At 58.1% G+C, this 12,582-nt stretch carries 11 protein-coding genes and 1 pseudogene; 7 read left to right on the forward strand and 5 right to left on the reverse strand.

Annotated features, from left to right (window positions below; translation table 11 throughout):
* A pseudogene (locus tag DJ70_RS17805) lies at positions 1-557 on the forward strand (hypothetical protein); the annotation flags it as partial.
* Between the two features lie 46 nt (positions 558-603).
* On the opposite strand, the gene DJ70_RS11640 reads toward DJ70_RS17805, so the two are convergent.
* Entirely contained in the window at positions 604-1,323 is a 720-nt protein-coding gene (locus tag DJ70_RS11640; protein ID WP_094533197.1) for a sugar phosphate nucleotidyltransferase, read from the reverse strand.
* 238 nt (positions 1,324-1,561) lie between these two features.
* On the opposite strand from DJ70_RS11640, the gene DJ70_RS11645 reads away from it, so the two are divergent.
* Both DJ70_RS11645 and DJ70_RS11650 read left to right on the forward strand, forming a co-directional pair.
* Positions 1,562-2,269, forward strand: coding sequence for a DUF7437 domain-containing protein (locus tag DJ70_RS11645; protein WP_094533314.1), 708 nt, complete (start codon positions 1,562-1,564; stop codon positions 2,267-2,269).
* A 9-nt stretch (positions 2,270-2,278) separates the two neighbouring features.
* Complete coding sequence (locus tag DJ70_RS11650; RefSeq protein ID WP_094533199.1) at positions 2,279-2,809, forward strand: hypothetical protein; 531 nt, start codon at positions 2,279-2,281, stop codon at positions 2,807-2,809.
* 68 nt (positions 2,810-2,877) lie between these two features.
* Here the strand turns inward: DJ70_RS11650 and DJ70_RS11655 are convergent, their stop codons facing one another.
* Both DJ70_RS11655 and DJ70_RS11660 read right to left on the reverse strand, forming a co-directional pair.
* Positions 2,878-3,318: a type II toxin-antitoxin system VapC family toxin gene (locus DJ70_RS11655; protein WP_094533201.1), complete on the reverse strand. Its 441-nt coding sequence runs from the start codon at positions 3,316-3,318 to the stop codon at positions 2,878-2,880.
* Positions 3,315-3,590 carry a hypothetical protein gene (locus tag DJ70_RS11660; RefSeq protein WP_053772527.1) on the reverse strand — a complete coding sequence of 92 codons (276 nt, stop codon included), beginning with the start codon at positions 3,588-3,590 and terminating at the stop codon, positions 3,315-3,317. The genes DJ70_RS11655 and DJ70_RS11660 overlap by 4 nt, the downstream gene beginning before the upstream one ends.
* A gap of 341 nt (positions 3,591-3,931) precedes the next feature.
* On the opposite strand from DJ70_RS11660, the gene DJ70_RS11665 reads away from it, so the two are divergent.
* The 4 genes from DJ70_RS11665 (at position 3,932) to DJ70_RS11675 (ending at position 10,137) form a co-directional block, all read left to right on the forward strand.
* On the forward strand, positions 3,932-6,316 hold the full coding sequence (locus DJ70_RS11665) for a hypothetical protein (protein WP_143421009.1): 2,385 nt from the start codon (positions 3,932-3,934) through the stop codon (positions 6,314-6,316).
* Entirely contained in the window at positions 6,313-8,307 is a 1,995-nt protein-coding gene (locus DJ70_RS16945) for a hypothetical protein (RefSeq protein WP_143421010.1), read from the forward strand. Before DJ70_RS11665 ends, DJ70_RS16945 begins: the two co-directional genes overlap by 4 nt.
* Positions 8,308-9,415: 1,108 nt before the next feature.
* Positions 9,416-9,787, forward strand: a complete 372-nt coding sequence (locus tag DJ70_RS11670) for a MarR family transcriptional regulator (RefSeq protein ID WP_053772525.1) — start codon at positions 9,416-9,418, stop codon at positions 9,785-9,787.
* Positions 9,784-10,137 (forward strand): growth inhibitor, encoded by a 354-nt coding sequence (locus DJ70_RS11675; protein ID WP_094533205.1) that lies wholly within the window; start codon positions 9,784-9,786, stop codon positions 10,135-10,137. Before DJ70_RS11670 ends, DJ70_RS11675 begins: the two co-directional genes overlap by 4 nt.
* Before the next feature lie 217 nt (positions 10,138-10,354).
* On the opposite strand, the gene DJ70_RS11680 is transcribed toward DJ70_RS11675, so the two are convergent.
* Both DJ70_RS11680 and DJ70_RS11685 read right to left on the reverse strand, forming a co-directional pair.
* Entirely contained in the window at positions 10,355-10,981 is a 627-nt protein-coding gene (locus tag DJ70_RS11680; RefSeq protein ID WP_094533207.1) for a glycosyltransferase family 2 protein, read from the reverse strand.
* Between the two features lie 590 nt (positions 10,982-11,571).
* Positions 11,572-12,579 (reverse strand): NAD-dependent epimerase/dehydratase family protein, encoded by a 1,008-nt coding sequence (locus DJ70_RS11685; protein WP_094533208.1) that lies wholly within the window; start codon positions 12,577-12,579, stop codon positions 11,572-11,574.
* Positions 12,580-12,582: the final 3 nt, after the last annotated feature.

A 12,582-nucleotide genomic window follows, 5' to 3' on the forward strand; every position in this document is an offset into this window, starting at 1 on the left:
GGTGCGTTCTGAGACATACCTTCAATTCTCATCGAGAACACTCGACACGGTGGGGTGGGGGATCTGACTGGCTACTCCAACGAGGAAAGCACTCGACACGGTGGGATGTCGAGCGCTCGGCCCACCGACTCGCTGCTTGCTTCATGTTCAGAGTCGGCGGCGAGGTGGTGAAGGAGCGCAGCGACGACGGCGTTGACGACTCGAACATCGTCGAGGCCCAGGACCTCGTCCAGCACGGTCGGTTACGCAACCGGATTTGCGACCAGACCCAGCACGCCCAACTGCTGCTCGAAACGTTCGCGTACCTCGAAGAACGAGGCGCGACGCCGGCCCGTTCGAAGACGATCAAGACGCGGTACGAGCGCGCGGCGGACTCACACACCGTGAAACTCGGAAGCTTCCGGCATACCCCGATGCGGCGACTACGCTCGCAGATACGCGTCGAGACCTCCTGCTCGAACGCGAGCGCCACCCGTCTCGAACAGTTGACGCAGTGGGGTGTGATGAGAGACCTGTGGTTGGTCGTCTCCGGGAACACTCGACACGGTGGGGTGTAGGGGTCGAATACTGCCCAGTGAAAAAAGCACTCGACATGGTGGAGTATCAGGAACCCGTCCCGCTCTCCTCACGCACCAACTCGCTCGCCTGCTCCACGTCGTCCGGCGTGTTCACGTTCACGCGCTCGCCGAGCCGCACGGTCGAGACCTCGTACCCAGCCCGCACCAACAACCCCACGGCCTCGCTCAACTGGTACTCACCCTCGGCTGACGGCCGAAGGAGCGCACACGCATGGAAGATGTCCTCGGGCAACACGTAACACCCGGTCGTGACGAGCGTCGACGACGGCTCAGCCGGCTTCTCAACGACCCCAGTCACACGTCCCCGCTCGTCCGTCTCGATCACGCCGGTCGTCGTCGCCACCTCGGGCGACACCTCCTCGACCCCGAGCACGGCATCCGCCTTCTTGACAGCCTCAATCGCGGGCGCGACGCTCCCCCCGAAGACGTTGTCGCCGTTCACGAGCAGGAACGTCCCGTCGACGTGTGGTTCCGCCTGAAGCACGGCGTGCCCGGGCCCCAACCGCTCGCGCTGGTGGACGTACATAATAGGAACGCCCTCGAAAGTGTCGTCGAACTGGTCGACGATCCAGCCCGCCTCGTACCCGACGATCACGATCAGCTCGTCGGCTCCAGCCTCGATCGCCGTCTCGAAGACGTGTACGAGCAGTGGTCGCCCCGCCACGTCGACGAACCGCTTCGGTCGCTCTGCTGTCAGCTCGCCGAGTTGACTCCCTCGGCCTGCGGCGAGGATGACTGCGTCCATACGCAAGACGCCACACGCCAGTCACCTAACCGCATCAACGGGACTATCCGATCCAGAAGCCACGTTGGCGGGCTTCGATCTCCGAAAGCACCGTCGAGAGGACGGCACGCCAGTCGGTCGGGTGTGTCGTATCGTCGCCGGGCGTCGGTGCGTCCGGTCCCGGATGGACGTGGTCACGGGCGGTGTGACAGTTGTTTGCGGCGATAGTCTGAAGTATATAGACTTCGGACTAACGAGTATGACCGCTGATCACAACCGCGTTCGTCTAGATGGCGGGATCGACGCGTTGGACCCGCCACCGAGAGACGTGATGGACGAAGAGGCACTCAAGCCAGAGACGCTGGCCCAGAACGCTCCGCGACTCGAGACGGTCGTTCAACTGCTCAACAACCCAGCACTGGCCCGTGTCTACGTCTACGTCTGTTACTGGGGGCCGGTTGCCCCGCCGGAGATCATGGAGGCACTCGATATCTCGAAATCGACGACCTACGAGTACGTCGATCGGCTGGTTGACCTCGGCCTCGTCGACCGTGATGACTCGACGCGCCCCCAGCAACTGACTGCCGATCCGATCGTCATCGTCGAGCAGTACGCCCCAATCGTCATCACACCAACCGTCCTCCACGCCCTCGCGCTCCAAGAGGTCGACGAGGACGTCGCATACTTCATCGACCGCTACGGTATTGGGAAGCTCATCGCAGCTTTGCGGGGTGCTGGACTCCATTTCGCGGGCAAGACAACTCAGCGGATGGTCGCCGCTGATATCGACGTTCGCGAAACGGAAGCAATGATGATCATCTACGCACTCAAACCGGCACTGGCCGTTGGCCGAGACCACGATCCGTTCTTTGAGTATCTGTTCCCGGATGTGGATGATGAAATGGATCTCCCCGAGCTTGATGATGTATCTGATGCCCCGACCCGTTCGTCGGATCTCGATAGGTGAGTCGGTCAAATGGGTTCCGACACACCATTCTCTGGTAACCAGGATGTTCTCGTCGACGCGAATATTTTCTACGCAATAGGTGATCCTTCGAACTCTCAGTATCGACGATTCCGGAGTGTAATCCGAAATGCTGGCGTTGTGTGTAAACTCCCTAGGCGCGTGATCGGTGAACTTGGAGGACCAGAAACGGACCGCGTCCGAACGGCGCTCGACGAGGGGTGGGCAACGATTATTGATGCTCCCTCACCGACGGATGGCGACGCTGTCGCCGCGAGTGATATCGCCAAACGAACTATTGCGAACGAAACCGATCAGCCCGAACACGAGGTCGAAAAAACGGATGCGATTCTCGCCGGGTTGGCGATCCAGCACGTCAGAGACCGTTCAACGGCGGGTGTTATCGTCCTCACAGACGATAAGCCTGCCAAGAAGGGTATCGAGAACGCCGTCCGGGCGCAAGGATACACGGACACGATCGCGGTTCACAGATTAGAAGACATCATCGGTGACGATTCGGGCGACTCGATGCGGCTGATCTAGGTCAGGGGGTGTCCACTATGCGGAAATTCCTCCGCTGCTTAAGCACCCGCGACCACAACTATCCGGTTTCACTGAAACGTGAGTGTGTCTGGAACGAGTCGGGGAACGATCCCGCCGAAGTCGTCGTCGAAACTCAACACCCCGTCTATCTCGTGGTATTCAACCATTGCGACGGTTATCGCGTCGGTGAAACTGAGCTCGTGGTCGGCGTACGTCTGATGGACGGACACGGCACGATCGAAGAGCGTCGGAGACGAATGAAGTAGTTCGATGGCCGAGGGGTATCCCGCACCGCGAATGCGCCGTCCCACTTCAAGCCCAGCGTCGACATCTCCTGTCCGCCGCTGCGTCAGCGTGACCGTTTCGTCGTAGACGTAGTCGCTCGTCATCACGTGACCGTATTCTGCGGACGAAAGGACGGTATTCAACGCGTCAGTACCGACCGTGTGTCGGCTGGCGTCGGTGTCGTGATGGGCGTAGAACACGCCGGTGTCGACGAAGACGCTCATCCGTACAGGATATCGTCAATGTCGTCTTCCGTCGTTTCCACACCGGAGGCGATCGTCCCTTGGTTGAATTCCTCAAGTTCCGTTTCGTTCAGGGCTGTTGTTCCGTCTCGGAACGAATCGACGAACTCCGCGCGGGAGTCGACTGCCGATTGAATGAGAGTGGAGAGAATTTCCTGCTGAGTGACCTTCTTCCCCGTTTTGAGCCGGATCTCTGCCTGGAGTTCTTCGAGCTTTGATTTCGCGTCTTCATCCATCTTGACCGCTGTTGACATACAGTTGAGTTGTGACTACAACACAGTTAATGTTTCTACCAAAATTAGCGATGCTTGTTCTGACTGAACCAGACCGCTTTCTCTGTGGGCTCAACTTCGAGTTGTCACCGATACATCCCTCAGAATCTCTACCCTTATCACCGAACCCCACCCCGTTTCTCACCCCCGATATTTTGAGAGCAACAATTAATTCACATTCTTCATTCGACACGAACACACCAATCGCACCGACTTCGCTGACTACCCAACACAGACTCACCGTGAGCTACACACGACAACCCCCACACTCCACATCTCGAACCGCCGCCCTGAGCAACGACGCCCTCCTGTGCCCCCGCTAAATGGCTGCAACCCCAGAATCCCCTCAAACTGACGACGACCGCGCTGAAACCGACCAAGACGACTCCTCTACCCCAGACACCCTGCCAGACGAGAAGTTCGGGCCCAGCACACGCGCTCGGTTCGAACCATCTGAAGACAAGCCCCAACGACGCTCGGCCTTTCGGATTCGACTCCCCATTATTGAAGACGAATTCGAAACCCTCCCCGATTACATCCGCGGGTGTATCACCCAAGTCATCGAAGAAGTCCGGAAGGAAACCGCCGGTGGAATCAAACAGTTCGAAGTGCTCCAGTTCCCCGGCCCGGTTGGCTTAGAACTCATCTTGAGCATCGAGCCAAAACGGAACGACGCCCGAAGTACCAACCAGAGCACAATCGACGAGTTTATCCACAGGACCTATCTGCCCAGCGTCAACAAAATTACCAAAGCGATTCAGAAATACGTTCCTGAGGAATGTACCGTCGAACGTGGGACCCTTGATCTCTCTCCGCTCGGTACCACCCCAGTCAACGCGTCTCGGCTTCATCTCAAGAACACCCACGTGGCCAACCCCGTTGGCACGAGCGGTGTCGACGTGCTGGCGACGACGTTTAACACACTACGTAAGCACTCAGTAGCATTCGTCTATCAAACACTCTTTACGCCGGCACAGAACGACCAGTACACTGCCACCGTTCGACTTGCAACGTATCCACCTCAGTTCGTCTTTACCGGTCGAGAGGGCTTCGCTGAGATCGTTGAACGCGGCCACCCATTTGATCTGGCGACGACGTTCAGCAAGTACAACTTCACGTCCAACTTTCGCGGACTCACTGACCAGTACTGGGAGACTGAGTACACCGAGAAAATCAACGGTGAGCCCGTAGCTAGCGCAAGCTACACTGACGAGAAAGCCACACGGTACCAATCAACAGCGCAAACGCGGCGTGAAGCGAACATAGTGAAAGACATCGTGCTTGGCAAATCCGATTACTGGCATATGGTGTCTGCGAACGCAACGTGGGACTCACTGCTCGAAGACGAACTCAACCGCTTTGCGCGATTCTCGATCTCAGGACCGTTCTTGCCACAACTCACGGGGCTTGTCCGATTACGCTGGAAGACCAACCCGTGGGGGGTCGTTCCAGGACGTGACGCGCCCAAATTCTACACAGAAGAGATACTCAACACGTACGGCTCAACGGCGCCAAACTATGGCGACAATGATGAGCTCATCCACGTCCCCGACGAGACGCTCGCAAACACCGGCAGCATTGAACACCACGGACACGTCCAGTCGATTATTGACATCTTCACCGAAGGCGGCGATGAGATTTACGAAATCACCCAGAACAGCAAGTCGCTGCCGGACATCGAACTCCACACAGAGACCGGTGAGATTAGCACGATCCCGCTGACTGTTGACGCCTCATACGTCTCTGTTGAGGCCGAACTCAATAACAAAACAAAAGCGACGACGACACTCGTCAACGCTGACCGCGCCTACGCCATGGGCCGGCACGTTATCTTCGTGTATGATTCACGAAAAAGCGCACGACTGGGCTTTACTCACCTCAGTCAGCCGTACAACGACAACCTCTCAGACCGAGATGATGGCGGTGTTCGGCTGTACAACCGCACAAAGCCAGTGCGGTGTCCCGACGACCGCATTCCGGTGATGAAAGGCAGTACTACAACCACCTGGGAGCTGTTTGGTCGCGACCGGATTGTCGCTCGGGTCAACGATGAGCGTATCGCAGGCGGCACACCCGGCGGCGACGTCGGTGAGTTCTCGTGGGACACCCACTTCTATCAGGTGGTCGACGGCGTTCACCGCGTTGAGGATGCAGACGGGGCGGTCATTGAGACGTACAACGAACAAGAGACGTTCACCGCAGAATGGACAAAGATTCCACTCCCACACATTCCCATCTGTGGGAACTACCTTCATTTCGCAACGGTTGCGTACCGTACCGGAGAAGGTGGCATTGACGTCTACTCTGATCCCCCGGACTGGGATACGCCTGACAGCGCCGGCAAAATGAAGCGACACCGTGGCTGTCTCGACACGTTCACCGAGCAACTCATCTGTGAACGCGATGACGCGCGCATCTCGTCGGGAGCACTCCAAACGTGGGCCCAACACTACTACACCGCCGCCTCAGCCCACGACACGCCACCGGGATCGATCATCGTCCAAGCACTCCCCGAGGAAATCAAAGACGCAAAGAAAGGCGGCACCAACAACCGCAATCCGCATTACCCAGGATACGACTGGGTCATCCCCCCGGAGATCGACACGCCGCATCGCCCGGGCGTTGAAGAAGGACTCACCGACCTCACTGAAACGCTCACAGAGACGTCGGTGGCCGACGTCGAGATTGACACCGACGAGGCGGAATGAAAGACATTACAACGGGGAGCCATCCCGCTTCGCCGTGGTCTGCTGTTGAGTTCGTCACCACCAGCAAGTCACCAACTGACTACCATGACACGCCCGTCTCACGACTCCTCGCGCGGGTGATCTATCGGGCGCTTTTCGACGAGGGGTTCACCGCGGTCACGTTGCTCGCGGTGTCTGGACACCACCGTGAGCGGTACCTGCTCCGGTCGCGATCGACCACACACTCCAGAAAGCGTACCGAGAAACTTGCCAGTATTGCCAACGACCAACTCCCACTTGAGGTCGGCATCACGATGGTCGAAGTTGATCCAGCACCGCTCGGTGTCACCCCTGTGCCCGTCCACCGACTGCTCACAACACGCGATCACCCAGTCACGCGCGCGCAGATATCGACGCCGACCCCATTCGAACAACTCCTCAAGATTGCGACCAGTATGCGCCCACATGCGATCCAACTCATCGTCAGTCAATTCGAGGGTGAGTCCGTTGAAGTGAGCCTCCGCGTCGCAGATTTCTCACCTACGGTGGCTACCCACACGGCTGTCGGTGATGCCCACTATCACCAGCATGCGCCCGATATAGCTGCTCCCTTTGAGGCATTCAATCTCACGACAAACCGTGCGTTCATCTTCGATCACGGCTGGCAACAGCACACAGAAACCCGCCTGTCTGGGCCACCCGTTCCGATGGTGACACGCGAACACGGCGCGGTTGTGAAGGTCCCAACACTTGCGTCTGCTCGCGACCTCTCACTGACCCCAACAGAGTATACCGCGTTGTTCTCTGATGACCCACCTGCGGCCCCACTCACACCGACGTACGCCCAACATAGGGTGCTTCCATGGGTTCGCCTCGATGTCGAACTCTTGCCAGCGTTCTGTGGACTGCGAGCCCACACGTATCATGTCTCGCCGTGGAAGGACTTTGGTCGCGCACCACCACGAATCACCCCGCAGTACACATTGCGAGAGCCAAAGCCACCGGCAGCCTCGCCGCCGCCATCGGATCCCATTCCGACTGCTGGGGAACTCGAGATTGAATCGTCGTTCGGTCAAACCGCCCTCAAGTGGGCCCGCGAACAGGGCGCGAACGTCACCGACGACTACGCTAGTCCGTTCGAAGAGTTCACGGCGGCGTACCCAAACCAGACACACCACTGTGTCATCCTGACGGACCCAGCGTTCATCCGTGGCGACTTGGTTGCGGTCGCCACAGACATCCATCAGTCATCCACAATTGATCGGCTCACCGTGTTCACAGACACAACTGACGTTGCGTCTCGGGCACGGAACTGTCTCCAACGCCCGTTCATCCGAACCGACGACGGGAAGACGCGACTGTACACCAAATCGATGCGACTACCGAAGACGCTTGACGCGCCAGTCCATCGACTCCCAGCAACGAGCGAGTGGATACTCACGCCCACAGGCGACTTGGAATACCATCAGGGCGGGACAGTCAGTGCCCGCGCAAGCCCTGATGACACCTTCGAGACGATCACGGCCGGGCTCCCGCAGGTCTCTCATCGTGATGGGCTCTTCACTGTCACAAACCTCGCCGATGACGGCCAGCGCACCTACAAAACGAATGAAGCGTGTTTCGAAGAGTTCGAGTTTGTCTACCCGCCAGCTGTGCCATCGTGGCTTGTAGACGGGCTTGCGTTCGCTACGGTTCTGCTACACGACGGCGACACCGTCTCTGAATACCAGCCCAACGCCCAGTGGGATACTCCCCAGCTCACGACTCGCGACCGGGTGGCCGCGACCGAATTTTTTGCGACGTACACCGTTGCAGATCCCGATCGCTCGCTCACCTACGCTGATGTCGAAACTGCGTTTATCTCATGGCTTCGTCACCAAACCGAGGAGCCAATCGACGGTAATTTTTCTGTGAGTCTGAAGTCTGCGTTCCCTGGAACACTCTCAAGCATCCATAGTGACGACCTCCAAAAACGGACGTGGCGATACCCGTTCGAACCTGCACAAGGGTAGTGTGATTTCATGTGCTGAGGGTGGCCCGTCTTTGCGACGGATAGTGTACCTTCTACGTGGCAGGTGGTGGACCATCCATGCGACGGGGAGTGTGACTTCTACGTAGCGGGGATGTGGCTTCTACGTGGCGGATGGTGTGGCCTCCACGTGGCGGGTAGTGTAGTCTCCACGTGGCGATGGCGTGGCCTCTGCGTGGCGGGTGGTGGAACATCCATGCGACGGGTAGCGTCTCCTCCACGCGGCGGATGGTGTGACCTCCACGTGGCGGATGGTGTGACTTCCACGTGGTGAGTGGTGGAACATCCATGCGACGGGTAGTGTACCCTCCACGTGGCGGGTGGTGTAACCCCTCCATGATAGATAGTGTCTCCTCTACAACCCAGAGGCGTTGCCGCCGATATGTCTGATTAGTTGTATGTATTTAGTCGTCTCCGATCGGCGCTCAACGAGTCGATTGGTGTGTTTGTTGTCTCAGACGTCGCCGCTCTCGAGCGAATTTTGTGAATGAGTGGGACAGATGAGTGGGCCAGATCGTGAATGAGGGGTATCAGGGGGCTAATGAGGGGGCTAATCACAAGACGTCGCGGCCATGATGGGGCCACGAGTCCGACTGATAATAGTAATAATAACCCTCCCACTGACGGGAGTTGAGAGACCAGCGGAACCACCTTCGGGACGGAGCCTTGGTGGGTGGATCCACTTTCTGCTGTGAACAGGCCACCCTCACTTGCTCGCAAAATATGTCAGAATTCTTTTTCTCTGTACCTAACAGCGTCCATGAACCACTACTGGGTCTTCTACTGACCTCTGATCATTAGTTTTGAGCTAATCCGGTGTCTGGTCAACTCTCTACCGGCCTAACTAACTACCAGTATCCACTCCAATCCACCGCCAAAATCGACTGGGAGACGTTGGTGTATCTCTGTTGAGCAGACCGGCACACACAGGCGAAACACTTCGGTGATATATGGTTCAACTGTATACCCGCATCTTAACGCGTGGGATGAAGTCAATTCTACTCGCTGACAGTGTTGTATCATTGTCTTCGAAGGCTTCAATGCTTTCAGTCTTAACACTCTTCACAGTGGGTGGCGTATCTTAGTCTAAGATGTCCATCGACCGAGACACCTTCGAGAACACGAGCGAGGATGAACTCGAAGACCTTTCTGTCCCGGATCAGGTTCTCGGGTTTCTCGCTGCCCACGACGATCGTGCGTTCAAAGCGCAGGAAATCGCCTCCCAGATCGGCATTGACGAAGGCGCTGTCAGCACTGCGCTCTCGCGGCTGAAGGATCGGGATTTGGTCGACCACAAGGCAACGTACTGGGCCGTAACTGACGACAACGATCGACTAGGCGGGTATAGCGGCTACGAACGGGCGACCGCTCTGTTCAATGAGCAACTCGGTGACGAAGACAAGAAGTCGTGGCGCGAACACGCCCCCGACAAGCCACATCCGAGTGTAGAAAGCGAGCAGTGACCGACGAGAACGCAACCCCGATTTTTGAGCGGGGCGACGTAGTCTACGGTGATGACCCGTTCAAAGACGAAGATGATGCCCGACCGTGGCTCATTCTTGCCAATCACGAAACCCGTCCGTTCCACGGCGAGCAGTATATCGCGCTGACGTTGACGACGAAATCCTGGATGGACGGGCTGATCGAAATTCCCGAGGAGAGTTGGCTGCGTGGTGGGACACCCGACGAGAGTCGAATCGTTCCATGGGGCGTCCAATCGATCGACATCGAAGATATCGACTTCTGGCAGGGCCGGGTGGAGAGCGACCGTGTCGACGAAGCGGTTGCCGCCCTCGTCGGAGAGCTACAGTAGCCGACGGATCGGGAACCGGGTGGGAGCCAACTACCAACGACGGAGTCTGTTCACAGAAGGGATCACTCCGTCCACGCCGCGATCGAACCAGAGCCTGGCGAGGAGAAACCGTATGCGAGTCCCCAGTGGATGAGGTGGTTGAGAGGGACACAGTGACCATCGAAAGTCTCGAATCTGATCCTCGGTGATGGGATTTACCCAAAGCTCAAACTCCTGATCAGGCCCTTTGTGAGAATAACAGGTACCGAAGCACGTGAAAGAACTGGGCCCCATGCTTCCAGGCTATCCCGCGCGGCTTCTGGACGGAGCGCGTTTCAACTGGGACCTCACCGATTCGTGCGCCGCGTGCTGCGGCTTCCAACACGAAGGTGCCACACGTACATGCGGTGTCGAGTGCAAGTTCCACGGCCAGCGATCGGCGAAGCGCCCTGAGGCCAGTGCCCGAATCGTGGACATCATGCCGAAGTTGGGTCAACTTGTTCAACAGTCGTTCTGACGGTCGGGGGATTGTCGAGCGCGCGCCCAACACGAGATCCAATTTGTCGGCGGCGATCGGCTGGACGAGTTTCTTGATGTCAGCCGGTCGGTGTTCTCCATCGGCATCGAAGGTGACGATGATGTCGGTGCTGGCTTCGCGAAACCCTCGCTTTAACGCAGCAATGTACCCCTTATTGTGTGGCTGTTCGACGACAGTTGCGCCTGCGGATCGAGCCTCCGAGACAGTGGCATCCGTTGAGCCATCATCAACCACTAACACCGAGTGCTCATCAGGGAGTTCTGTAACCGTCGTGCCAATCCGGCCTGCCTCGTTGTACGCTGGGACGACGACCGTGGTCGCTGACATAGGTGCTACTCAACGCTCAGTGTACCCAGCACTTTGTCTGTCCGGTGAGTTGCGAACTATGGGAACGGTAGCAGTGAGCAGTCGTGACGCTCAGTAGTAGCTCTCAGTGGCCAGTTTGCTGATCTGTCCACCGGGGTTGTGGGGAGACGCGCCTCCGTGCTGGGAGGTGTCGATACGGTACTCACACCTGTCGTGAGTTGGTTCTTATTATTACTATTATCAGTCGTATCTGAACCCGGTAACGGTCCTACGTCATGCGATTTTCAACAATATCCCACTCATCTAAGTTCTACATAAGTTACAACCCGCTAATTGACCCCCTAATCGAATATCTTGTGTAAAACCCCCATCAAACGACTCGAATTGTGGGTTCTTGTGCGATCTGCTGGCTGGCCTGTGAGCTACTGTGCCGACGCCGTGAGGTATGACAAGAAGCCCTATCACCAACTGTTGTGATTGGTTTCAAGAACGGTCTAGTGAGGCGGTCGCCGATGAATCCGGTCTCCTCCGTCACGAGGACCTGTGTATCGTAACCCACAATTGATAATTTGAAGGGCCTCCTAATCTGTCCTGACTCTCACGTAGGCGAACTACTCATCCGACCCCAAATTCCCTCGAACAGCCTCTTCTACCGACTCCCGTACCTCCCACCCGAGCACGTCTCGAGCACCCGAAATATCGACGCCGAATTCCTCGACCATAGTCTCCCCACTGCGCGGATTCTCCACTAATTCAACATCAATCTCGATCCCACGCTCCTCTCGAGCCGCCTCCTGAACGATCTCCGCGACTTCCATCACGCCCAGGTCCTCCTCACTCGCGATCTCGTAGGTCTCGGTTCCAGTCTCCCCACGCGTCAACTGCCCCACTAACCGCTCTGCGCTCCGAACATATGCTCGAGCCACGTCCCGCACGTGGACGAAGTTGCGCGCCTGCGTCCCCGGCTCGTACACGGTCAGCGTCTCGCCCGCCAGCGCCCGGTTCACGAAGAAGTTGATCACGGTGGGCTTGCCCACCTCGGTTCCCCCCACCTCGTGTTCGCCGTACAGGTTCGACTTCAAGAACAGATGCGCCGGAAACGCCCCCTCGGCGAACGACTCGATCGCGCGCTCGCCGAGCAGCTTCGTCCGCCCGTACCAGTTCAGCGGGTCCCGCGGCAGGTCGGCCGTGATCGGGAATGACGCCGGATCGCCCAACACCGCCATGCTGAACGGGAACGCGAGCGCCGCGCCCGTCTTGCGACAGAACCACGCCACGTTGTTCGTCCCTGTCACGTTCACCTCGTAGGCGAGGTCCGCGTTCGACGCGCAGTCGTCCACCCCGCTTATCGCCGCGAGGTGACACACCACGTCCGCGCCCGACAACGCCTCCTCCAGCCGCCCGCGGTTCCGCACGTCGACGTGCTGGATTGCCACGTCGCCGACCGACTCCACCTGCCCGCGGTACATGTTGTCGATCCCGACGAGCTCCCACTCCGGATGCGCCTCCCGTAACTCGACGAGCACCCGACTCCCGATGTACCCCGCCGCGCCCGTCACCGCGATCGTGGGGTGGTCGTCCGCCGGTTCCTCGCCGTCCGCCGTGGTCTCTGTCGTCATGAG

Source organism: Halorubrum halodurans, from assembly GCF_002252985.1.
Taxonomy (GTDB): Archaea; Halobacteriota; Halobacteria; order Halobacteriales; family Haloferacaceae; genus Halorubrum; species Halorubrum halodurans.